Genomic DNA, 24234 nt, shown 5'->3' with positions numbered 1-24234 from the left:
TTCGGCCCGTCGCCGTGTTAGTCCTGATCCATGACCTCGCTCGACAAAATCGACGCACACGCACTCGCGCCTGCCCCGGCGGCGCGGGCGCGCGGCCATGTCGCTGAGGAGTTCGCCGAAACGCTGAAGCTCGCGGTGCCGCTGGCGCTGACGCAGCTCGGGCAGATCGCGATGATGACGACCGATCTGGCGTTCATCGGCCGGCTCGGCAGCGAAACGGTCGCCGCGGCAGCGCTTGCGCATACGGTCTTCTTCGTGATCTTCACGTTCGGCATGGGCCTCGTGTCCGCGGTAGCGCCGCTGGCGGCGCAGGCTTTCGGCGCGCGCGACCCGCGCATGGTGCGGCGCGCACTGCGTGTCGGCCTGTGGGCGGCGGTGTTGATCTCGGCGCCGCTGATGATATTGCCGTTCCGCGGCGAGGCGATCCTGATCGCGCTCGGCCAGGCGCCGACGGCCGCAAAGCTTGCGCAGCAATATCTGTTCGGCCTCGCCTGGGGCATCCTGCCGGCGCTGTGGTTCATCGCGATGCGCGGCTTCATGAGCGCCGTGAACCGGCCTGAGCCGGTGCTGTGGATCACGCTGGCCGCGATCCCGGCCAATGCGCTGCTGGTCTATCCGCTGCTCTATGGAAAATGGGGCCTGCCCGAACTCGGGCTGTTCGGCGCAGGCCTTGCGACCAGCATCGTCAATCTCGGGACGTTCCTCGCCGGGCTATGGTTCACCGCGCGCCGTCGGCCGTTCCGCAAATATCATGTGCTCGGCCGCATCTGGCGGATCGACTGGCCGTTGATGGGCAAGCTCGTCGTCATCGGTACGCCGATCTCGATGGCGTTCCTGCTCGAATACGGATTGTTCGGCGCGGCCGGCCTGCTGATGGGGCTGATCTCAACCACCGCGCTCGCGGCGCACCAGATCGCCCTGCAGATCGCGGCGATCCTCTACATGGTGCCGTTCGGGATCAGCATGGCGGCCACCGTGCGGGTCGGTCATGCGGTCGGACGCCGCGACAGCGACGGTGTCAAGCGCGCGGGCTATGTCGCGATCCTGCTCGGGACGGTGTTCATGGCGACGATGACGCTGGCCGTGATCCTAGGGCGGTTCACGATCGCCGAACTGTTCCTCGGCGAAGCCGTCGACGCGACGGCGACGCTGACGGCAACGCTGCTGCTGGTCGGAACCACCTTTTTTATCACCGACGGGATTCAAACCGTCGCCAACGGCGCGCTGCGCGGGATGAACGACACGCGCATACCGCTGCTGTTCGCAACCCTCAGCTATTGGGGGATCGGCTTTACCTGCGCCTGGGCGCTCGGATTTCGGACATCGCTTGGCGCCGGTGGCGTCTGGGTCGGATTGTCTGTCGGCACCGTCGTGTTTGCTGTTCTGCTGATCTTGCGCTTCCGCTTGCTGTCGAACAGACTGGCGCTGCAATGACCGTTCGTGAAGTCACACCCGCCATCGACCCGAACACACTGCCCGGCGCGCAGTTTGCCGACGCTTTCCGTATCGAAATCGGCGATCGCGCCCTCAATGCGCGGCAGGCGGCCGAGCGCATGATGGCGCGGCAGCCGCGATGGGCCGAAGCGCTGCTGACCCTGCGCAACATTCTGGTGACGCCGTTTGGCCTCAAGACGTCAGGCGCCAGTTCTAAACCCAGAGAGATGGTCGGGATATTCCCGATCGTGAGCGAGCAGCCCGACCGGCTGGTCGCCGGCTTCAACGACAAACATCTGGATTTCCGCATCGTCGTCGACGTCGCGACGTCAGGCGCCGCCCGGGAGGTCACCGCAACCACGCTGGTGCTGACGCACAACTGGCTGGGGCGGACCTATCTGGCCGTCATCATGCCGTTTCACCGGCTGATCGTCCGCAGCCTGCTGCGTCAGGTTGCGGCCTGAATCGGGCACATAGGCCGGCCTCCATCGGCCTGTTGCCCGGCGTGAACCTGTTGTTCCGAGCCCGCGACTGAAACGGGGAGACCGTGGCTGACGGCCGTGGTCGCACGACCCTTTGCGTTGGCAGCAGCTCGTGCCTGCAGCCTTGCGCCCGCGTTCGGAGACCCTCATGCGTCTGGTAAAGTTCTTTCACCGCCCGCCGGGCGATGATGATCGCGGTCTGCTGTTCATGCCCGGCAATAAGCCGACGGTCGTTGGCAAGTATATGAACGAGGCGCCGGGCGCGCGGAAGAAAGACGAGTTCCTGCGCAAGGAATATTCCAAAGCCAAAACCGCCGTCGCGACATTCCGCCGGCAAGCCGCCGACCTCATCGCAGCCGGCTATGTCGAAACCACGCACACCGATTACATGCTGCGCAATCTGCTGCCGGATCCAGAGCCCAAGCCCGACTGGCAAAGAGGCCTCGACGATCTGATGCTGGCGGCGCTAGGCGAACCGCTTGACGTGCAGGCCAAATATCTTGCCGCGCTTCAGGACACGCCGGCGGCAAGCCAGCCGCTCTATCTCTGGCTCGCCGCCCATCACGGCTATGCCGACGATCAGGATAACAACCAGATCATTGCGCTTGCCGAATGCGGTCGCGACACCATCGCCGCCCACCGCGCCGCCAGGACGCCGCACTATTTCTGGTCGATGGAGGATCGCGATCTCGAGGCCCGAATATTGGAGGTTCTGAGCTGGGCGCACCTGCGCGCCGATAACCCAAAGGCCGCGCTGGAAGCTATCGAAGAGGCCAGTCGGGTCGACGCAAGCCAGGACCGCGGCGTGCAGCTCGCGACAATTCTGGTCGAGCATTTTCCGGAGCGGCAGGAAGAGGCTTTCGATGACGCCCATAAGTATCACGAGTTCGGCGGCTACGAGGACATCATCGCGCTGCCGGCCTATGCCGACTATGTCGCACGGAGAAAACGCAAACCGAAATCCGACAAGGGCTGGCGTTGGCACACCAGGAAGCCGGCAAGCGAAAGCGATGTGCTGCAGGCCGAGCAAGCGCTCGGCGCCACACTGCCGAAGGATTATCGCAAATTCCTCACGACATACGGCTCGACCGAATTGCAGGTCCGGCTGCCGGAAGAGTCGGCCGAACTGTGCTTCTACCGGCCGACCGAACTGGCGACCCAGCGCAACAATCTGATCAACTACATCACGCGCTTCGAGAAGGATCCGGAAAAGGTCGACGCGTACTTCCGCGAGCAATACGGCGTGGCGGCGCGTGATCTGCTGCCGGTCGCCGCGCCCTCGCAGCACAGCCGCTGCCTGGTGATCAATCTTGGACAGGGCGAACGCTTTGGCTGGTGCTTTGAGTGGGACCATGACGGCAGCTGGGAACTCACACAGGCCGCGCCCAGCTTCGACGCCGCGCTAAAGGCGCTGACATCAGGCATCGAGAAGCGCGATGCCGCCATGCTCGGTTTTCTCGGCATATATCTCGATTGATCATGGCGTTTTCCCATTAGCGGCGTTGCGCCCGCGCGTTCGGAGATTCCCATATGTATCTGGCAAAATTCTTTCACCGCCCGCCCGGGGACGACGACAGGGAACTGCTGTTAGTTCTCGACGGCGATCCGATCATTCTGGGCATCCTCATGCGTGAGGACCTGGAACCCGGGGAAGACCAGTATTTGCGCGACGAGTTTTCCGACATGGAAACCGCCGTCGCGGCGTTCCGCCGGCATGCCGCCGAACTCGTCGCATCCGGCTACATCGAAACCACACACACGGATTACACGCTGCGCAATCTGCTGCCGGACCCAGAGCCCAAGCCCGACTGGCAAAAAGGCCTCGACGAGTTGATGCTGGCGGCGCTGGGCGAATCCCTCGAAGCGCAGGCAAAACTTCTTGCCGCGCTTCGGGACACGCCGGCGGCAGACGAACCGCTTTATCTCCTGCTCGCCGCCATCACGGTTATTTCGACGATCAGGACGATGAAGGGATCATCAAGCTTGCCGAACGCGGACGCGACACCATCGTGTCCCGCCGTGCGGCCAAGGCGCCGTATTACGCCTGGTCAATCAGGGAAAGCGACCTCGAGGCCCGCACGCTGGAAGTACTGAGCTGGGCGCATCTGAGCGCCGACGATCCAAAGGCCGCGCTGGAGGCAATCGAAGAGGCCTGCAGGGTCGACGCAAGCGTGGACCGCGGCGCGCAGCGCGCGATGATTCTGGTCGACCACTTTCCGGAACGGCAGGAGGAAGCTTTCGATTACGCCTATAAGTATCGCGAGTTTAGCGGTTACGAAGAGATCACCGAGCTGCCGGCCTATGCCGACTATGTCGCGCGGCGAAAAGGCATATCGGAATCGGACAAGGGCTGGCGCTGGCACACCAAGAAGGCGGTGAGCGAAAGCGACCTGCTTCAGGCCGAGGAGGAACTCGGCGCCAGGCTGCCGAAAGATTACCGCGAATTCCTCGCGCAGCATGGCGAGAGCGAATTGCAGGTCCGGCTGCCGGAAGATTCGGCCGAATTGTGCTTCTACCGCCCGACGGAACTGGCGACCCAGCGCAGCAATCTGTTCAACTTCATCGCGCTCACCGAGGACGATCCGGAAAACGTCGACGCCTACTTCCGCGAGGAATACGGCGTGGCGGCGCGCGACCTGCTGCCGGTCGCCGAACCCGCCCATCACAGCCGCTGCCTGGTGATCAATCTCGGGCAGGGCGAGCGCTTCGGCTGGTGCTTCCTGTGGGACCATGACGGCGCCTTCGAACTGGAACAGGCGGCGCCCAGCTTCGACGCCGCATTGAAGGCTCTGACTGACGGCATCGCGAAGCGCGATGCCACGACGCTCAACTTTCTGGGTGTTTATTTGGACTGACTAGAGATCAGGCTTGCCGCGAGCGCTACAGACGGCTCCATCCATTTAGAGCAATTGTTTCCGGCGACTTGCCAGTCCTCTCGACGCGCGTTGCCGGTCTCGAATTTTAGGCGGTTCCACGAGGACGCGTGGCACGTATATCGAAGGGGGTAATCACTTTGACCATTTGATTGTAGCGGCGCTTCTACTTGACCTTCTTGACGGGGGCGTACGGCCCGACTGCTGGTCAGGCACAAGATGTCGGGCTGTCCATCCGAGGGGTCCCCGATATGCCAACTTATGCATACACCACCATCGACGATCCGTTCGGAACCCACACCTTCCCCGTGGACATCAATGCCTCGGGCCAGATCACGGGGTATTACCTGGACGGCAGCGGCTCCCACGGCTTCCTCTACAGCGGTGGCAGCTACACCACCATCGACGATCCGTTCGGAACCGGCACCGTTGCCCAAAGCATCAACGCCTCGGCTCAGATTACGGGCTATTTCTTCGATGGCAGCGGCGTCGCGCACGGCTTCCTTTATAGCGGCGGCAGCTACACCACCATTGCTGATCCGCTCGGAACCAGCGGAACTGTCGCCTTGGACATCAACGACTCGGGCCAAATCGCCGGGTACTACTACGATATCAACGGCGTCCAGCACGGCTTCCTCTATAGCGGTGGCGGCTACACCACCATCGACTATCCATTGGCCACCAATGGCACGGTCCCCCTCGACATCAACACTTCCGGCCAGATCACGGGCTATTTCAACGACAGCAGCGGCACCCATGGCTTCCTCTATAGCGGCGGTGGCTACACCATCTTAGATGACCCCTTCGCCGTTCACGGCACCGTTGGCGTCAGCATCAACGACTCGGGCCAGATCACCGGGTATTATGTGGACAGTAGCGGCTTGGTGCGCGGCTTTCTGTACAGCGGCGGCGGCTACACCCCCATCGACCATCCCCTCGGCGCCACCAGCACCTACGCCCTCAGCATCAACGCGTCGGGCCAGATCGCCGGGTATTACCAGGAGGACGGCAGCGGCATTGCGCATGGCTTCCTCTACAGCGGCGGCAGCTACACCACCATCGAGGCTCCCTTCGCAACCTACGGCTCTGCCGTCAGGATCAACAATTCAGGCCAGATCACCGGGACTTACCAGGACGACGTTGGCACAGCGCACGGCTACCTCGCTACCCCGATTACCAACTCGGCTCCACTCGCGAAAGATGACATCGCCGGGGCAACAAAGGGCAAGGTCGTCACCGCCAACGCCGCCCAAGGCGTGCTCGCCAACGATACCGACCCGGACACCGACACCTTGCACATCACCGCTGTTAACGGCGCTGCTGCCAATGTCGGCCATGCGCTGACCGGTGCCTTCGGAAAGTTGACGTTGAATGCTGACGGTAGCTACGGCTATGCCGCTGCAAAGGGCGGAAGCACATCGCAGCTGCTGCCCCAAGACACGTTCACCTATACGGTCGATGATGGCCACGGTGGCACTAGCACGGCCACGCTAACCGTATCGGTCATGGTTACCGGCCAGACTTATGTGAAGGGGACGGACGGCAACAACTCGCTGAAGGCAGCCAATAGCCGAACCGTGCTTGATGGAGGAAACGGCAACGATACCCTCGTCGGCGGCAACAGCGCAGACGCGCTCATCGGCGGGCAAGACAACGACACCCTTACCGGAGGCAAGGACTCGGACACTTTCGTGTTCAACTCGAACTTCGGCAGGGACGTGATTACCGACTTCAAGCCGAATGCGGACCACATCCAGATTGACGACACGCTCTTTGCAAACTTTGCTGCCGTGAAGGCTCATGCGGCCAATGACGGGCACGGCAACACGGTGATCACTTACGATGCGAATGACACGATCACATTGAATGGCGTCACACTGTCTCAGCTGCACGCGAACGACTTCTTCTTCGTGTGACGGCGAGGCGGGTTCGTTGAGCGCGCCTGAGAAGATCGCGAAGCGCGATGCCACCACGCTCAACTTTCTGGGCGTTTATTTGGACTGACCACGGCCGGGCGGCTTTGCCGACCACTCCGCGACGCAGCGATCGAGATCGCCGATATTCTGGCGCATCTGCTCCAGCGAAAATCCGAGTGCGTAGAAGCGCTCGGCGGCATCGCCCGGCAGGGGGCGGATCAGACCATCGCGGCGGACCGAGGCTACCTCCTCCGCGTAGCCCTGCAGCGCGAATTGCAAGGGGTCGATCACCGGCGGACTGGTACCGTTGCGCAATGCAGCCGCCGATGCGCGCAGATGGGCTACAATCGCCTCGCGCACGCCGGACAAGGGCGTATCCAGCCGCGCCTGCAAATTCGCAGGCAATGCGACCAGGCATTCCCTCCCGATCATCACGACGTCATGACGCAGGCGCAGGATGGTCCGCAGCAGCGGACCGGTGTCCGGACCTGAGGACAGGCGCGCCGCACGCTCGCGCTCGGCTTCCTGCCCCACCGCGTGCAAGGCCGTGACCGCAGCACCGATGCCGTCCTGGATCCGGTGCGCCGCGTCGTTGTCGAGGCCATGCGTCAGGCCAACCAGCAACTCCGAAAATGCGCCTGCGATCAGTTCGATCAGGCGCGCCGCATTGGCGCGGATCTGACGATGCGCCCGCGACGGCAATACCAAAAAGGAAGCGGCTAGCCCGGTGGACGCGCCGACGGTCACCTCGATCAGGCGATCGATCACGGAAGCCAGTGGACTGGTGTGGTGCATCTCCGGGATCAGCAATACGATGACACCTGTCACCGTGGCCGCTGTCAGGCTGGGATTGAGCGATCCGATATAGGCCAGTGGCGCCACCGTCAGCACCAGCAACGCCAGCAGGGCCGCTTCGCTCGAATGCGGAATCAGCACCGCAATCGCTCCGCCGTAGATCGCGCCGCCGATCGTGCCCAGCATGTAGTCGGTGGTGGCCTTCAGCGATCGGCCGACGCTCATCTGGGTAACGATCAAGGAGGTCAGCACGGCCCATAACGGCAGCGTCAGATGCAAGGCGTTCGCGATGGTGTAGGCCACAACCGCCGCCACCGTCACCCTGACGGCGAGCGCCAGCTGCGTCCTGCGCGACCGCACGCGGGCCGCCACGCGCTTCAGAAAGCCGGCCATGCGCCCCATTCCGCAACTTGCAGGCGATCCTGCCTGTAAATGAGCTTTAGCATAGCTGATGCCCGCGACCCGGAGACGGCTTGAAAGGTGGATTCAGCCCGCCTACCCTGCGGGCCAAAACGAGGAAACACGATGGCCAACGAAACCGCAACGCTTGCCGCCTATGTCGCCAATCTGAAATTCGAGGATATTCCGCCGGAGGTATTGGCCCGCGCCAAGGTGCTGACGCTCGATTTCCTCGGCAGCACGATCCGGGCGCGGCGCGATGCGGAATCCACGGCCTCGCTGCTGAAGATGCTGGAAGCCTTGGCGCTGGACGGCAAGGGCGAATCCACCGTGTTCGGCGACAGCAAAACCTGGACCCCCGCGGTCGCCGCTTTGCTCAACGGCGCACTCGGCCATTCGCTGGATTTTGACGATACTCACGCGGATTCCTCGCTGCATCCGAGCGCGCCCGTGGTGCCGGCGGCGTTCGCGGTCGGCGAGATGGTCGGCGCATCGGGCCGTGACGTGCTCACCGCCATCGTGGCCGGCTATGAAGTGTGCTGCCGGCTCGGTAACGCGCTCGACCCCACCTCGCATTATGCGCGCGGCTTCCATCCGACCGCGACCGCGGGAACCTATGGCGCCGCCGCCGCCGCCGGCAAGCTGTTCGGCCTGTCGAAGGACCAGATCGTGTCGGCGTTCGGCGTCTCCGGCAGCCAGGCCGCAGGCTCGCTGCAGTTCCTGGTCAATGGCGCCTGGAACAAGCGCTACCAGGTCGGCGCCGCCGCGATGAACGGCGTGATCGCAGCGACCCTGGCGCACAACGATTTTGTCGGTTCGACCGAGTCGGTCGAAGGCAAACATGGCCTGCTCGTCGGCTACAGCGACAATGCGCATCCGGACAAGGCGACCGCCGGTCTCGGCAAGACCTATGAGACGCTTCGAATTGGCGTAAAGCCCTATCCGAGCTGCCGCTATACCCATGCCGCGCTGGATGCCCTGATCGCGATGCGCCGGGAGCACAATCTGACGCCGGACCAGATCATGAAGGTCGAGATTGGTCTGCACCGCAACGGCATCACGCTGACCGGCGATGCCGCCACCAAGCGTCATCCGACCTCGATCGTCGGCGGGCAATTCTCGATGTTCTTCACCGGCGCGCTGGCGCTCGACCAGGGCCGCTTCGGCTGGGACGATTACGAGCGGCTCGGCGACGCTGCCGTGAACGCGCTCGCCGACAAGTTCGACGTGGTGCAGGACGATCGCCTCGAGATCGGCCGCACCCATCCCTTTGGCGCGCGCGTCTCGATAACCACTGACGATGCCGTGCATGAGCGGCTCTATGCCGATCCTTCCGGCGAGCCGGATTCATTCCCGGACGCGCAGGCGATGCAGCAGAAATTCCTCACCCTCGCCCGCCCGGTGTTGAATGGCCGCGCCGACCAGCTCGCGGATGCGATCCTGTCGCTGGAGCGATTCGATCGCGTCGCGAAGGCTACGCAGTTGGGAAGGCAGTAGCGGTACGCGCTGGTCACCTCGCCCCGCTTGCGGGGAGAGGTCGGATCGCCCTTGCGATCCGGGTGAGGGGGTACAGGTCTATCGATAGACCGTGATGGCGGAGAGAGCCCCACACCCCAACCCTCTCCCCGCAAGAGCGGGGCGAGGGAGTCGGCTCGACTACCGCCCTTCAATTACCACCCGCCAACTTCGCCCTGTCGCCCGCCGCCGCGACGACATCAGCCACCAGCCCGAACACGCCATCCGCCTCCGGCGGCCCGTTCGGCGAGCGGCCGAGCCGCACGATGACCAGCTTTTCGCTGGGGATGATGATCACATATTGTCCCATCGTGCCCTTGGCGAAAAAGGCGTCGCGCGGCCAGCCGTGCCCGGTGCGATAGTGGGCGCCAAAACTGTCGCCGAGATCGGTCCAGAAGCCGGCCCCCATTCCGACCCAGGCATTTGACGTCGGCGAGGCCGAATACTTTACCCATCCCTCGGGCAGGATGCGCTTGCCGCCGGCCACGCCGTCATTGAGATAGAGCTGGCCGAAGCGCGCCCAGTCGCGCGCGCTTCCCAGCATCTGGCTCGATCCCTCCGCATTGCCTGCGGCATCGAACTCGATGGTCACGTTGCGCATGCCGAGGGGTGCGAACAATTCAGCGCGCGCGAACCGCAGCAGGTCCGCGGCTTTGCCGCCCGCCGCTTCGCGGATCAGGTGCGAGAGGATGACGGTGTTGCCGTCATTGTAATTCCATTGGCTGCCGGGCGGCGTCTCGAGTTCGATGCTCTCGGCATATGCGGCCATGTCTGATTCCATGAACTTCATCCGATTGACGGGCTCGAACACTGAGCTGAGCGAGGCCTGCAGCGAACTGCCGAGCGCGAGCCCTGCCGTGTGACGCAGCAGATGATCGACCGTAATCGCACGCCTGGGATCGCCGGCGCGTTGCCACGCCCCGATTGGCGCCGGCTGATCGAGCGTCAGCGCACCCTTGCGCACGAGAATGCCCGTCAGCGCCGATATCACCGACTTGGTCGCGGAGAAGCCGAGGATCGGCGTATCGATGCCGTAGCCTTCGGCATAACGCTCGGCTACGACGCGGCCGTCCTTCAGCACCACAATCGCTTTGGTCGCACGCTTCGGCGGCTGTTCGGGCTCGGCAAAGGCGCGATCGAGCGCGGCGGCCAGTTGGGGATTTGCTGACGTGACGACCGAAGGCCCCGCGATATCCGGCAGCACCTGTGATGATTTAACATCGATCGATGGCACCGCGATTTCGGCGACCGCGCCGCCGTGATCGAGATAGCAGCCAAGACCTTCACGGTGGACCGCGTGGCTGCGGCCGAGGCCGAGCAACGTCACGGTGGTTTCCTTCCACGCGCGATCGACGCGATAGTCCATCGCCCAGGTAATCAGGTTGACGCCGGGCATCGCGGCGGTGGTTTCGCGAAAAATCCGGTCCGGCTGCTGGCCGGACACGAAGGTCTCCGAGCACAGGATGTTGGCGACAAAGCCGGTGGCAATCTTGGGAACGTCGCGTGCCCGCGCCGCCGAGAGCGCCAGCGCGCCGAGCGCCGTGGTGGTCGCGAGGATGAACAGCAGGTTTCGTCTGAACACATTGGCCTCCGGCATGACGCATGAGCGCGTGCCGGCCATGTTGGTGATGTGGCCGCGGGCCGCTCGCCGGATTTGAAATCGGGCTGGCCGGAATTGGCGAGCGTCTCGCCGATTTCGAAATTACCATGACACTACAATGATTTATGGATTAAGCGACAGAAGCGTTCTGCCGGCGATATTCGGTCGGGGTCACGCCAGTGATGGCCTTGAAGGCGCGGTTGAACGGGCCGAGCGACTGGAAACCGGCATCCATCGCAATGGTGATGACGGGGACTTCGGCCTGCGTCGGGTCTGACAGCGCGGCCTTGGCCTCCTCGATCCGGTGGTTGTTGAGAAAGACATTGAAGTTGCGATAGCCGAGCCGCTGATTGATCAGCCGGCGCAATCTGTATTCGGGTATTCCAAGTTTGGTCGCGAGCGTGCCGATCGTGATGTTGTCGTGGCGGTAGATGCGCTCATCGGCCATCAAACGCATCAGCGCGTCGACCAGCTTTTGGTCGTGCGCATCCTCCGCCGCGGCCGTCTGAGCCGGCGCAATCGTTGCCGGCGCGACTTGAGATGCCACGGGAAACAGATCGGCGCCATCCACGCGCAGCATCGCGTAGCAGATCGCCGCCACCACAACGGCCAGAACGGCTGAATTCACCGTGTTGACGACCTCGCTACCGGGCAGAAATATCTGCAGCACCGCGTTCATGCCGCCATACAACGCGGCCGCGCCGATGATGAAGCCGCGAACGCCACGCCGGCGCTCGACCAGATCCGCGGGCCATGAGGCGATCGTCTGCACCACCGCCAATGCAATGAAGCCAAGCGCCACCAGATTGACCGCGACGATGGCAACCCGCGCGCTGGATGCCGGTGCGATCCACATGCAGTTGACGAAGCTGAACGCGGTGACCGCGCCCCATATCAGCGCATGCCACCAGCGCAATCTGAACGCCTCGTCGAACAGCGCGCGGGTGAACAGCCAGAACACCACGACATTGCCGGTCGACAACGCAATCAACGGCGCATACGGAAGGGAGACCGGCGACGTCCAGCCGATCGAATAGCTCACGGCGTGCGCGGCCGATCCCAGGGCAAACGCCGCGGCCAGCCGCCCCGCCAGCACGGTGCCGAACCCGCGAAACAGCGATGCCGCGAGCACCAGCAGCAGCGCCACAATGGCGCCGCGCAAGGCGATGTCGATTGTGGAAAGCAGCATCGATTTGCCCAGAAGCGCGGTCAGCCGCGCAAGCTGCTTTTAATGCAGATCGCCGCATGATTCAATTTTTGCAAGAGTGCCGGCTTACCGCCGTCTCCTTGATGCGATCAAGCCGGGACCGACGATAGTGTGTTTGGACGCCGCCGGACGATCCCTGCTATGATCGCCACAAATCCAAAGGAGTTTTCAATGAGCTGGCAACCCTCCAACGATCCCGTGCTCGGCGATCCCAAAACCTGCGACGCGCTTGAACTCATCATCGTGCCGCGCACCCGCGATCTCGGTGATGGATTTGTGGTGCGGCGCGCGCTGCCGCATGGCCACCGCCAGATGGTCGGTCCTTTTATCTTCTTCGATCATTTCGGGCCGATGCAGTTCATCGCCGGCAACGGCATGGACGTGCGCCCGCATCCGCATATCGGGCTTGCCACCGTCACCTATCTGTTCGACGGCAGCATCATGCACCGCGACAGCGAGGGCAACATTCAGGAGATCCAGCCCGGCGCGATGAATTTGATGACCGCCGGCCGCGGCATCGCGCATTCCGAACGCACGCCCGACGTGCAGCGCCGCGACGGCCAGAAGATGCTGGGCCTGCAAAGCTGGATCGCGCTTCCCGCAGGCTCGGAGGAAATCGCGCCATCGTTCCAGCATTACGCCGCCGAAAGCCTGCCCACAGTCAAGGACGGCGGCTTCACCGCGCGCATCATCGCCGGCAGCGGCTTTGGCGTGAAATCGCCGGTCACGATGGTATCGCCGTGGTTCTATACCGAGGTGACGGCCACCGCCGGCACCAGCGTGCCGCTCGACCCTGACCACGAGGAGCGCGCGATCTATGTGGTCGACGGCGAAGTCGAGATCGCCAACGAGCGCTACGAGGCGCCGCGCTTGCTGATCTTCCGGCCCGGCGACCGCATCACGGTGAAGGCGATCCAGCCGACCCGGATGATGTTCCTCGGCGGCGACGCGCTGGAAGGCCCGCGCCATATCTGGTGGAATTTCGTTTCTTCCAGCAAGGAGCGGATCGAACAGGCCAAACAGGACTGGAAAACCGGCCGTTTTGCCCATGTTCCCCAGGAACACGAGTTCATTCCGCTGCCGGAGTAAGCTATCCCTCGGCTACCAAAGCTCCGCTACCCGCGCTTCACCCGCGGGCGCGCTTCTTGAAAGCATGACACCATGAACGCGATGCTCGCCAGCGATTTACCCCTGCCACGGATCGGGCGCGGCAAGGTCCGCGATATCTACGCCGTCGGTGACGACCGCGTGCTGCTGCTGACCACCGACCGCATCAGCGCGTTCGACGTCGTGATGGCTGAAACCATCCCGATGAAGGGCGCGGTGCTGACCCAGATCAGCGCCTGGTGGTTCAGGCAGCTCGCGGATGTCGTGCCGCATCACATGATCAGCGCGGATGCCGACGAGATCATCGCGCAGGTGCCGGCGCTGAAGGCACACCGCGCCGACATCGCCGGACGCGCGATGCTGTGCCGGCGCACCACCGTCTTCCCGGTGGAGTGCGTGATCCGCGGCTACATCTCGGGATCGGCCTGGAAGGAATATGCGGCATCGGGCACGCTGGCCGGCGAGAAGCTCGCGGCGGGCCTGGTCGAGAGCGAGAAGCTGGAGCCTTCGATCTTCAGTCCGGCAACCAAGGCCGAGACCGGGCATGACGAGAACATCACGGTCGCGCGCGTGCGCGAGATCCTGGGCGCCGACGTTGCGCAGACGCTGGAGGGCATGGCCCGCACCGTCTATGATTTCGGCGAGAAGGTCAGCCGCAAGCAAGGCATCATCATCGCCGACACCAAATTCGAATTCGGCCGTGACGGCGACGGCCGCATCATCCTGATCGACGAAGTGATGACGCCAGACAGTTCGCGGTTCTGGGCGGTCGATGTCTATAAGCCCGGCCAGCCGCAACCGAGCTTCGACAAACAGCCGCTGCGCGATTACCTCGACGCCGAGCGCCGCGCCGGCCGCTGGAACGGCGACGCCCCGCCCCCACCGCTCCCGGCGAGCGTGGTCGACGCCACCAGCAAGCGTTATCTGGAAGCGTATCGCCGGGTGACGGGAAGCGAGCTCAAAATCTAACCCCGTCATTGCGAGCGCAACGAAGCAATCCATTCCTCCGCTTGCGGCACTATGGATTGCTTCGCTCCGCTCGCAATGACGGCTTGGCGCAACCTGTCGGTCCATTCCAAGGCCCATCCCAGGATTGCCTGATCGACACCTCCAGTGCGAAGCTCCCTGCCACAACAAGAATGCCAAGGGAGCGCCCGCCATGACCGAAACCGATTCCGTACTTGTCGAACGCGATGGGCCGGTGACCATCGTTTCCATCAACCGTCCGCATTGCCGCAACGCCGTCGACGGCGCCACCGCGCGCAAACTCTACGATGCGTTTCTGGCGTTCGACGCCGACGAAGCGGCATCCGTTGCGGTGTTCACCGGCACCGGCGGTTATTTCTGCGCCGGCGCCGACCTCAAGGCGGTGGCGGCGGGCGATCCCAACAAGAAGCGCGAGATCGGCGGCCATGACTCGATTGCGCCGATGGGGCCGAGCCGGCTGCGGCTGTCGAAACCCGTGATCGCCGCGGTCGAGGGATTTGCCGTCGCCGGCGGCATGGAACTCGCGCTCTGGGCGGACCTGCGGGTCGTTGCCGAGGACGCCACCTTCGGCATCTTCTGCCGCAGGTTCGGCGTGCCGTTGATCGATCTCGGCACCATCCGCCTGCCGCGATTGATCGGTCATTCCCAGGCGATCGACCTGATCCTGACCGGACGCCCGGTCGGCGGGCCGGAGGCGTTGCGCATGGGCCTGGCCAATCGCCTGGTGCGAAGAGGCGAGGCCGTTGCACAGGCCATTGCGCTGGCCAGGGAAATCGCGGCCTTCCCGCAAACCTGCATGCGCGCCGACCGGCTGTCGGCGCTGCGGCAATGGGACCTCGCGGAGGAAGACGCCATCGCCAACGAGATGCGCGGCGGGCTGAAGGTGATCGCCTCGGGCGAGACACTCTCAGGCGCTGCACGATTCGCGTCCGGCGTCGGCCGCCACGGCGCGTTCGGCAGAGACGCAGCGAACGACTGACGGCGCCGTCACACGTCCCCTGTCACAAGAATAACGTTGTGATCTCTGTCTGCGGTCTCTACCACTGGCAGGGGTGCCGGGGGCAAGTGGGGCGTGGTCAGTCGATCTCTCAAAGGCGAGCCGGAGTTAATTCGGAAGGCCTTCAATGACATTCTCGGCGGCAGCGCCGCCAGTGTCCTCACGATTACATTTGGCCTGTCGTATTCGCTTCTGATTTTTACCGGCCCGCTGGCGCCATATCTGTCCTACGGACTTGCCGCGACCTTCATCTCCTCGGCCATCCTCGCCGCGGTCATCGCGTGGGGAAGCTCCTTCCCGTTCGCCATCGCGGCGCCCGAGAGCTCCACGGCGGCGATGACCGGAATATTGGCAGCGTCGCTGGTCGAGCACGTTGTCGCCAGCGATCCCTCGGCATCGCTGCTCGCCCCGGCGCTGATGACGCTAGGGCTTTCGGCCATCGTCACCGGCATCGTGCTGTGCGGCTTCGGGGTGACGCGGATGGGCCGCGCGATCCGTTATGTGCCCTATCCCGTCGTGGGCGGGTTCCTCGGCGCCACTGCCTGCCTGATCATTTTGGGCGCGGTTCGCGTTATCACCGGCCATCGCCTTCAGCTGACGACGCTCGATCAGTTCGCCAACATCCTGACCCTGTCCGAATTGGCGGCCGCCTGCGCCATGGCGCTGGCGCTGTATCTGACCTGGCATCGCACCCGCACCTCGTTTGGCCTGCCGGCCATGCTGGTCGGGGGCGTGGTCGTTGGGCACATCGCCTTCTGGCTGGCGGGATTCACCTCGGCAGAGGCGCAGGCCTCGGGATGGACATTTCAACCGCCGCCTAGCATCAGCATCATGCTGCCGTGGAGCACGGCCGAGATGGCCCGCTATCCCTGGCATGCCGTGCCGGATCTGCTCGGCAATCTGGTCGCCGTCATTTTTGTCACGGCGTCGAGCACGCTGTTCAACACCGCTGGCATCGAGGTTGTCGTGCACCGCGAAGCCAATCTCGAGCGGGAGTTGAACGTCACCGGCCTTGCCAACATCCTGTCAGGCGCGTTCGGCGGCTATACCGGCTGCATCTCGGTCAGCCGCACCATCCTCAACTTCAGCAGCGGCGGGACCGGCCGGCTCGCCGGCCTGACCGTGGCCGCGATCTCGGTGCTGATGCTGGCGGTTGCTCCTGTTCTGCTCGGCTACATGCCGAAATTCGTGCTCGGCGGCCTCCTGATCTATCTGGGCGCCGATCAGCTGCACAAATGGATCATCGAATCGCGGCGGCGCCTGACCAAGACCGAATATGTCTCGCTGCTGGCGATCATCGTCATCATCCTGCAATGGGGCTTTGTCGCCGGCGTGCTGATCGGCGTCGTGATCGGCTGCGCGACATTCGCGTTCACGGCCGCACGGATCGATCCAATCAAATTCAGCTTTGACGGCTCCGAATATCGCAGCTCGCTGGATCGTTCGCGCAACGACCAGACGGTTCTGACGGCCCATGGCGGACAAATCCAGGGCCTCAACCTGCAGAGCTACCTGTTCTTCGGTTCGGCCAACCGGCTTTACCAGCACGTCAAGGCGCTGCTCGCGCAGCGTCCGGAATGCCGCCATCTGGTGTTCGACTTCAAGCTGGTTACCGGGTTCGATTCATCGGCGGCCTACAGTTTTGCCCAGATCAAGCGCGGCGCCGACGAACGTCACATCGAACTGGTGCTGGTTCATTTGCCAAAACTTGCCGAGAAGGCGCTGCGGTCCAGCGGTTTCATCTCCGGCCGGGTTCGTATCGTGCCAGAGCTCGATCATGCGCTGGAGCAATGCGAGAACGAGATCATCGCAAAGCATCAGGGGCACGAGCAGGAGGAGGCCAATCTGCGTGACTGGTTCACGCAGATTCTCGGAACCCCGCGCGATGCCGTGGCGCTGATGCATCGCTGCGAGCGTGTCGAGATCGATGCCGGAGAGATCATTGTCAGTGCCGGCGACGCCGCCGATTCCATGCATTTCATCCTGGACGGCCGCGTTGGCGTCATGGTTCCGACGAACGAAGGAACCACGCGGGTACGGAGCCTCGGCCGCTACACGACGATCGGCGAGATGGGCCTGGTGTCGCAGGCGCAACGCAGCGCGACGATTCAAGCCGAGGTCGCGAGTGTCCTGTACGTCCTGAGCGCGCATCAGTTTGAAGCGCTCAAGATCGATGACCCCTCGCTCAGCCAGAAGCTGCTGACCTATTTCGTATCTGTCATGGCCGAACGACTTACTTTTGCCAATCGCACCATTGCAGTGTTACGGCGATAGAACGCTGCATTCTGCAGCCTTTCCTCCTCCGGGTTAGAACATATGACCGCACAGGCTGACGCGAAGACCTTCTCCACCACCAACTATCGCCTGCAAAGCGGCACCGTGATGCCAGAGGTGACCATCGCCTATGCGACGCTTGGCACGCTGGCGCCCGATCGCAGCAATGCCGTGCTGGTCACACATGGCAACACCAGCGGCCCGCACATCATCGATCCCGGCGGCACGACCGGCGAAGGCAGCTGGAGTGAGATCGTCGGCCCCGGCAAGGCCGTCGACACCAACCGCTATTTTGCGATCTGCCCGAACATGCTGGGCTCGTCCTACGGATCGACCAATGCTGCGAGCATTGATCCCGCGACCGGCAAGCCTTACGGGCCGCGATTCCCTGATATCAATGTCAGCGACATCGTCGGCACACAGCGGCGGCTGCTCGATCATCTCGGCATCGAGAAACTGGTTGCGATCGTCGGCCCGTCCTATGGCGGCTTCCAGGCCTTGCAATGGGCCGTCAACTATCCCGACGCGATGAAGGGGATCGCCGCCGTCGTCACCTCGCCGCGGGTGCCGCGCGAGCGATCCGAAGGCAATGTCGCGCGCCTGCTCGGAGCGCTCTCGAAGGACCCGAACTGGAACGGCGGCGATTATTACGATCGCGGCGGCGTCGTGGAGACCATGACCGAGATCCGCATGGCGACGCTGAAGACCTACGGCATCGAGACCCGCCTGAAAGCGACGATGTCCGATCCCGCAGAGATCGAAGCCGCGATCCGCGACGAGGCGGCGCGGTGGGCAGAGGGATTCGGCGCCAATTCGCTGATCATACTTGCCAAAGCGCTGCGCAGCTTCGATGTGACGGCGCAGTTCGGCCGGATCAAATCGAAGGTTCTGTTTGTGCTGTCGCGGACCGACAAATTGTTTCCGCCTGACATCGCGCCCGGCGTGATGCAGGGGCTGAAGGCCGCCGGCGTGGATGCCGATTATTTCCTGCTCGACAGCGAACTCGGCCATTCGGCTTCAGGCCTCGATGCCGATAAATGGGCGCCGCGGCTGAAGCAGTTTGTAGATGGGCTCTGAGCGCAGCCGTCATTGCGAGGAGCGCAAGCGACGAAGCAATCCAACTATCCACGATGCCGCGCTATGGACTGCTTCGCTTCGCTCGCAATGACGACAGTTCAAATCCCCGCCATCATCACGTATTTGATCTCGACATATTCTTCCATGCCGTGATGCGAGCCTTCGCGGCCGAGGCCGGACTCCTTAACGCCGCCGAAGGGTGCGACTTCGGTGGTGATCAGCCCGGTGTTGACGCCGACCATGCCGGACTCCAGCGCTTCGGCGACCCGCCAGACCCGGCCCAGATCGCGCGAGTAGAAGTAGGACGCCAGACCGAACGGCGAGGCGTTGCACAGCGCAATCACGTCGGCCTCGTCCTTGAAGCGGAACACCGGCGCCAGCGGCCCAAACGTTTCCTCGTGCGCGACCAGCGCGTCGGGCTTGACGTTCGACAACACTGTCGGCTCGAAAAAGCTGCCGCCGAGCGCATGGCGCTTGCCGCCGGTGACTATTTTCGCGCCGCCCTTGACCGCGTCCGCGATGTGCTTCTCGACCTTGTCGACCGCTTCCATGTTGATCAGCGGCCCCTGCACCACGCCGGCTTCGGTGCCGTCACCGATCTTCATCGCGGCGACCTTGGCCGAGAGCTTTTCGACGAACTGGTCGTAGATCTTGTCCTGGGCGTAGATGCGGTTGGCGCAGACGCAGGTCTGGCCCATGTTGCGATATTTCGAGACGATCGCGCCCTCGACGGCGGCATCGATATCGGCGTCGTCGAACACCACGAACGGCGCGTTGCCGCCGAGCTCGAGGCCGAGCTTCTTCACGCCGACGGCGGCCTGCTGGTACAGGATCTTGCCGACTTCGGTCGAGCCGGTGAAGCCGACGAAGCGCACGGCGGGATGTTCGCACAGCACCTTGCCGATCGCCGAGGAATTGCCGGTGAGGATGTTGAACACGCCCTTCGGCACGCCGGCCTTCTCCGCGAGCGCCACCAGCGCCAGCGCCGTCAGCGGGGTTTCATTGGCGGGCTTGAGCACCACCGTGCAACCCGCGGCCAGCGCCGGCGAGACTTTGCGGGTGATCATCGAGCAGGGGAAATTCCACGGCGTGATCGCGCCGCAGACGCCGATCGGCTGCTTGATCGCGAGCAGGCGCGCATCGGCGCGCTGGGTCGGAATGGTTTCGCCATAGACGCGGCGGGCTTCCTCGGCGAAAAATTCGACATAGGCACCGCCGATATCGACTTCGCCGAGCGCTTCCGTCAGCGGCTTGCCCTGCTCCGAAGTCAGGATCAGCGCGATGTCTTCGCGGTTGGCGATGATCAGGTCGAACCATTTGCGCAGGATGTTGGAGCGCGCCTTGGCGGTCAGCTTGGCCCAGGCCGGGAACGCGCGCTCGGCGGCCTCGACGGCTTGCGTCGTCTCCGCGGTGCTCAGCACCGGTATTTTCGCAAGCTCAATGCCATTGACCGGATTGGTCACCGGCTTTGACGCCTTCCCGGTCCAGGCGCCGTCGATATAGCACTGCTCGCGCAGCAGCGAGGGGTCCTTCAGGCGGTCGCGCAGGGAGGGGGCGGATTGCGAAGCGCGTGCGGCGACGGGCGGGTTCATGGCGTAACTCCTCGGAGTTTTCTTGGGATTTTTTGGGGTACTGATCCGAGTATAGGCCTATTCAGCCGGCAATGCATCGGCCGGAAACGCGCGGCAGCCTCAAGCTATCTTGAAGGCTCGTTGCGGCCGGATCAGACCGCGCCGCCCATATAGGTTTCGCGGCGGCCGATCATGCGTTCCGCGGCGGCCTTGGCGTCGGCCCGTGAGGACGTGGCACAGGTGCGGTATTCTAGATCGGGCAACTTCGCAGCACGGCGCGAGAACCAGGATTTGGAACCGACTTGCAATTGCGCCAGCGCCACGGCGACATTGTCGACCGCCTCGAACGAGTGCAGCGCGCCGGTACCGGCAATACGGACCTCATAGAGACCGGGGCTGATCGGGGCTTCGATGTTCTCAGCGCGTCCGGGGCGGGGATATCGCTTCCATTCACTCCAGGTCGAGATCATCGCGGCATCCTCGCAACGGATAAAGTTACAACCATTTTCATCAAATCATTCAGTTCGACGGCAGCGTTTCTGCTGGAATCTGAATGTCTTACTGCAAAGAATCAGCACCGGAAATCATTATGGAATCAACTTATCGTTTGTGCCCGAGGCGGTCATCGATATTGCCGCTGATCCACCGCGAATTGTGGCGGAGTGTTGCAGTTTTGTGTCGCTCTCCTTCCCCTCTCCCTGCGCAAGCCATCAGCCCATCACGAGATCGCGACATCAGCAGCGCGGCGCCGCGAGCGCTTGCGGGATTGCAACGCCGGGGGGAAGATCGCGGCACTCCATAACAACAAACGGGAGGTGACCCATGCAAAGCAAAGCTCAGATCGACCAGGTTCTGCGTCAGAAATCCGAGGCCAAGGAAATTCCCGGCGTGGTCGCCATGGCGGCGACGGGCAGCGAGGTGATCTATCAGGGCGCGTTCGGCAAACGCGACCTGTCCAAGGACGATCCGATGACCACCGACAGCGTGTTCTGGATCGCCTCGATGACCAAGGCGATCACGTGCGCCGCCGGCATGCAGCTCGTCGAGCAGGGCAAGCTTTCGCTGGATGAGCCGATCGGCAAGCTGCTGCCTGATCTGGCCTCCCCGCAGGTGCTGGAAGGTTTTGACGCCAAGGGTGAACCGAAACTGCGGCCGGCCAAGAAGCCGATCACGCTGCGCCATCTCATGACCCACACCGCCGGGTACTGCTACGACGTGTGGAACGGCGACATGGGGAAGTATCAGGAGAAGACCGGAACCCCGAATATCTTCAGCTGCCTGAACGCCGCGCTGAAGGGGCCGATCATGTCCGATCCCGGCACGCGCTGGGAATATGGCATCAATATCGATTTCGTCGGCAAGGCGGTGGAAGCCGCCAGCGGCAAGCGTCTCGACGCCTATCTGCGCGACCATATGTTCGCACCGCTCGGCATGAACGACACCAGTTTCAAGATTACGGATTCCCAGCGCCAGCGCCTGGTCGGCATGCACGCGCGCGGCGAGGACGGCTCGCTGGCGCCGATCCCGTTCGAGCTCGAACAGAATCCGGAATTTCACATGGGCGGCGGCGGCCTCTACAGCACAGCGAGTGATTACATCAAGTTCACCCAGATGATCCTGGGTAAGGGCAAGGGCAACGGCAACCAACTGCTGAAGCCGGAGACCGTGGCGTTGATGGCCCAGAACCACATCGGCGATCTCACCATCGGCAAGATGCCCACCATGGCGCCGATGTATACCAACGATGTCGATCTCTATCCGGACATGGTGAAAAAATGGGGGCTGAGCTTCCTGATCAACACCGCCAAGACGGCGGAGGGCCGCAGCGCCGGCAGCCTCGCCTGGGCCGGCCTCGCCAACACCTATTTCTGGATCGATCCGGCGCGTAACGTCTCGGGCGTGATCCTGATGCAGCTGTTGCCGTTCGTGGACGCGAAATCCCTGGAGGCCTTTGCCGGTTTCGAGCGTGGCATCTATGCCGGACTCGATGCAGGGAGTGGCCAGAGGGCGGCTTAGTTTCGGGCGGTCCATCCGTTCCCTCCCCCTTGCGGGGTAGGGTCAGGGAGAGGGGTAAGCCGCAAGCACCGGCGTCCGTGGCTTACCCCTCTCTCCAACTCTCCCCCGCAAGGGGGGAGAGGGCCGAGTTGAGTTCGCCGGGACATTGCCTCGACCACACATTGTCGGTAGTTTTGATTTTGCCTGCATGCGGGTTTCGGTACAGGGAGTAATTTCGTTGACGGATATCGCAGCCAGTTACGTCTCCGGCACCGCCGATGCGCCGTTGCTGGGTGACACCATCGGGCAAAGCCTCGATCACGCGGTGCGGCGCTGGGGTGACCGCGAAGCGCTGGTTTCGCCGAGCCACAATGTCCGCTGGACCTGGAAGGAATTCGCCGAGCGCGTCGATGCGCTGGCGGCCGGCTTTCTCGCGCTCGGGCTGGAACGCGGCGCGCGGATCGGGGTCTGGTCACTCAACCGGCCGGAATGGACACTGACGCAGTTTGCCGCCGCCAAGGCCGGCATCATCCTCGTCACCATCAATCCGGCCTATCGCCTCAGCGAACTCGAATTCGCATTGGCAAAGGTCGGCTGCGCCGCGATCGTGACCGCAACCGCGTTCAAGACTTCGAATTACATGGAGATGCTGAACACGCTGCTGCCCGAGCTTGCCAAGGCAACACCGGGCGAATTGCAGGCGGCGCGGCTGCCGAAGCTGCGTGCGGTGATCCAGATCGGCGGACCGCCCTCGCCCGGCACCATCGCATTCGAGGACGTGACGCGGATGGGCAGCGCGCGGCACCGCGAGACGCTGGCGGAGCTGGCCAAAACGCTGCAGTTCGACGATCCCGTCAATATCCAGTTCACCAGCGGCACCACAGGCTCGCCCAAGGGCGTCACGCTGACGCATCACAATATTCTCAACAACGGCTATTTCGTCGGCCGCGCCATGCGCCTGACCGAACAGGACCGCATCTGCATCCCGGTGCCGCTTTATCATTGCTTCGGCATGGTGATGGGCAATCTCGCCGCGGTGACGCTCGGCGCCACCATGGTTTATCCCGGCGAGGGTTTTGATCCGCTGGCGACGTTGCAGACCATCGAGAAGGAGAGATGCACCGCGCTCTATGGCGTGCCGACCATGTTCATCGCCGAACTCGATCATCCCGAATTCTCGCGCTTCGACCTGAAATCGCTGCGCACCGGCATCATGGCCGGCGCGCCCTGCCCGGTCGAGGTGATGAAACGCGTCAACAACGAGATGAACATGGGCGAGGTCACGATCGCCTATGGCATGACCGAAACCAGCCCGGTTTCCTTCCAGAGTTCGACGGACGATCCGCTGGAACGGCGCGTCTCCACGGTCGGGCGGATTCATCCGCATGTCGAGGTCAAGGTGGTCGATCTCGAAGGCCGCATCGTGCCGCGCGGGATGCGCGGCGAACTCTGCACCCGCGGCTACAGCATCATGCTGGGTTATTGGGACGAGGCCGAGAAGACATCGGACGTGCTCGACGCCAATGGCTGGATGCACACCGGCGACATCGCGATCATCGATGCGGAGGGCTATTGCAACATCGTCGGCCGCATCAAGGACATGGTGATACGCGGCGGCGAGAACCTTTATCCGCGCGAGATCGAGGAATTCCTCTATCGCCATCCCAAGATCCAGGACGTGCAGATCTTTGGCGTCGCCGACGAGCGCTATGGCGAGGAGCTGTGCGCCTGGGTTCGCGTCAGGCCCGGCGAAACCCTGACCGCCGATGAGGTTCGCGCCTTCTGTCACGGCCAGATCGCGCACAACAAGATTCCGCGCTATGTCGAGTTCGTCGACGAGTTTCCGATGACGGTGACGGGGAAGATTCAAAAATTCCTGATGCGCGATGCGGTCGAGGCGAGGCTTGGGTTGAAGGCGGCGAAGACGGCGTGAGTGTGAGGCCGGCATTCCGGGCTCAGCAAGTGAGTCTGAGCAGACCGTCATCCTGAGGTGCGCGCACTTGCG

19 protein-coding genes are annotated in these 24234 nt (G+C 63.3%); 14 read left to right on the top strand and 5 right to left on the bottom strand.

The genetic code is table 11. The annotated features are described in order from the left end of the window. Positions 1 to 30 precede the first annotated feature (30 nt). From JQ575_RS04730 to JQ575_RS04710, 6 genes are all read left to right on the top strand, one after another. Positions 31 to 1434, top strand: a complete 1404-nt coding sequence (locus JQ575_RS04730; protein ID WP_212032089.1) for an MATE family efflux transporter — start codon at positions 31 to 33, stop codon at positions 1432 to 1434. Next, positions 1431 to 1898 carry a DUF2867 domain-containing protein gene (locus JQ575_RS04725; RefSeq protein WP_212032088.1) on the top strand — a complete coding sequence of 156 codons (468 nt, stop codon included), beginning with the start codon at positions 1431 to 1433 and terminating at the stop codon, positions 1896 to 1898. The genes JQ575_RS04730 and JQ575_RS04725 overlap by 4 nt, the downstream gene beginning before the upstream one ends. Positions 1899 to 2064: 166 nt before the next feature. Then, entirely contained in the window at positions 2065 to 3393 is a 1329-nt protein-coding gene (locus tag JQ575_RS04720; protein WP_212032087.1) for an SMI1/KNR4 family protein, read from the top strand. Positions 3394 to 3446: 53 nt separating this feature from the next. Then, complete coding sequence (locus JQ575_RS44400; RefSeq protein ID WP_249166428.1) at positions 3447 to 4010, top strand: hypothetical protein; 564 nt, start codon at positions 3447 to 3449, stop codon at positions 4008 to 4010. After that, positions 3926 to 4771 (top strand): SMI1/KNR4 family protein, encoded by an 846-nt coding sequence (locus JQ575_RS44395; protein ID WP_312015883.1) that lies wholly within the window; start codon positions 3926 to 3928, stop codon positions 4769 to 4771. The genes JQ575_RS44400 and JQ575_RS44395 overlap by 85 nt, the downstream gene beginning before the upstream one ends. A gap of 269 nt (positions 4772 to 5040) precedes the next feature. Then, a complete protein-coding gene (locus JQ575_RS04710; RefSeq protein ID WP_212032086.1) occupies positions 5041 to 6705 on the top strand; it encodes an Ig-like domain-containing protein in 1665 nt (554 codons plus the stop codon). Positions 6706 to 6780: 75 nt separating this feature from the next. Here the strand turns inward: JQ575_RS04710 and JQ575_RS04705 are convergent, their stop codons facing one another. Then, positions 6781 to 7893 carry an aromatic acid exporter family protein gene (locus JQ575_RS04705; protein WP_212032085.1) on the bottom strand — a complete coding sequence of 371 codons (1113 nt, stop codon included), beginning with the start codon at positions 7891 to 7893 and terminating at the stop codon, positions 6781 to 6783. Between the two features lie 132 nt (positions 7894 to 8025). Between JQ575_RS04705 and JQ575_RS04700 the strand changes: the two genes are divergently transcribed. Beyond that, the gene (locus JQ575_RS04700) at positions 8026 to 9396 is read left to right on the top strand and encodes an MmgE/PrpD family protein (protein WP_212032084.1); all 1371 of its coding nucleotides are present in this window, start codon (positions 8026 to 8028) and stop codon (positions 9394 to 9396) included. Positions 9397 to 9565: 169 nt separating this feature from the next. Here JQ575_RS04700 and JQ575_RS04695 read toward each other — a convergent pair whose 3' ends face one another. Next, positions 9566 to 10996 carry a serine hydrolase gene (locus tag JQ575_RS04695; RefSeq protein WP_312015882.1) on the bottom strand — a complete coding sequence of 477 codons (1431 nt, stop codon included), beginning with the start codon at positions 10994 to 10996 and terminating at the stop codon, positions 9566 to 9568. A gap of 148 nt (positions 10997 to 11144) precedes the next feature. Then, a complete protein-coding gene (locus JQ575_RS04690; protein ID WP_212032082.1) occupies positions 11145 to 12203 on the bottom strand; it encodes a helix-turn-helix domain-containing protein in 1059 nt (352 codons plus the stop codon). Between the two features lie 189 nt (positions 12204 to 12392). Here JQ575_RS04690 and JQ575_RS04685 point away from each other — a divergent pair, with 189 nt between their 5' ends. The 5 genes from JQ575_RS04685 to JQ575_RS04665 all read left to right on the top strand — a co-directional run bounded on the left by JQ575_RS04685 (position 12393) and on the right by JQ575_RS04665 (position 18663). Then, positions 12393 to 13310 (top strand): pirin family protein, encoded by a 918-nt coding sequence (locus JQ575_RS04685; protein WP_212032081.1) that lies wholly within the window; start codon positions 12393 to 12395, stop codon positions 13308 to 13310. Positions 13311 to 13382: 72 nt separating this feature from the next. Continuing rightward, positions 13383 to 14297, top strand: coding sequence for a phosphoribosylaminoimidazolesuccinocarboxamide synthase (locus JQ575_RS04680; protein WP_212032080.1), 915 nt, complete (start codon positions 13383 to 13385; stop codon positions 14295 to 14297). 190 nt (positions 14298 to 14487) lie between these two features. Further along, complete coding sequence (locus JQ575_RS04675; RefSeq protein WP_212032079.1) at positions 14488 to 15294, top strand: crotonase/enoyl-CoA hydratase family protein; 807 nt, start codon at positions 14488 to 14490, stop codon at positions 15292 to 15294. A 93-nt stretch (positions 15295 to 15387) separates the two neighbouring features. Then, entirely contained in the window at positions 15388 to 17586 is a 2199-nt protein-coding gene (locus JQ575_RS04670) for a SulP family inorganic anion transporter (protein ID WP_212032078.1), read from the top strand. A 42-nt stretch (positions 17587 to 17628) separates the two neighbouring features. After that, entirely contained in the window at positions 17629 to 18663 is a 1035-nt protein-coding gene (locus JQ575_RS04665) for an alpha/beta fold hydrolase (RefSeq protein ID WP_212032077.1), read from the top strand. Positions 18664 to 18761: 98 nt separating this feature from the next. Here the strand turns inward: JQ575_RS04665 and JQ575_RS04660 are convergent, their stop codons facing one another. Beyond that, positions 18762 to 20255, bottom strand: coding sequence for an NAD-dependent succinate-semialdehyde dehydrogenase (locus tag JQ575_RS04660; protein WP_212032076.1), 1494 nt, complete (start codon positions 20253 to 20255; stop codon positions 18762 to 18764). A 131-nt stretch (positions 20256 to 20386) separates the two neighbouring features. After that, positions 20387 to 20704 carry a hypothetical protein gene (locus tag JQ575_RS04655; protein WP_212032075.1) on the bottom strand — a complete coding sequence of 106 codons (318 nt, stop codon included), beginning with the start codon at positions 20702 to 20704 and terminating at the stop codon, positions 20387 to 20389. A 352-nt stretch (positions 20705 to 21056) separates the two neighbouring features. On the opposite strand from JQ575_RS04655, the gene JQ575_RS04650 reads away from it, so the two are divergent. Both JQ575_RS04650 and JQ575_RS04645 read left to right on the top strand, forming a co-directional pair. After that, on the top strand, positions 21057 to 22250 hold the full coding sequence (locus tag JQ575_RS04650) for a serine hydrolase (RefSeq protein ID WP_212032074.1): 1194 nt from the start codon (positions 21057 to 21059) through the stop codon (positions 22248 to 22250). 217 nt (positions 22251 to 22467) lie between these two features. Then, entirely contained in the window at positions 22468 to 24162 is a 1695-nt protein-coding gene (locus JQ575_RS04645; RefSeq protein WP_249166427.1) for an AMP-binding protein, read from the top strand. The last annotated feature ends 72 nt before the right edge of the window (positions 24163 to 24234 follow it).

Source organism: Bradyrhizobium sp. JYMT SZCCT0428, from assembly GCF_018131075.1.
Taxonomy (GTDB): domain Bacteria; phylum Pseudomonadota; class Alphaproteobacteria; order Rhizobiales; family Xanthobacteraceae; genus Bradyrhizobium.
Note: the sequence above shows the minus strand (reverse complement) of the source record. Positions and strands in the feature narration are given on the sequence as shown.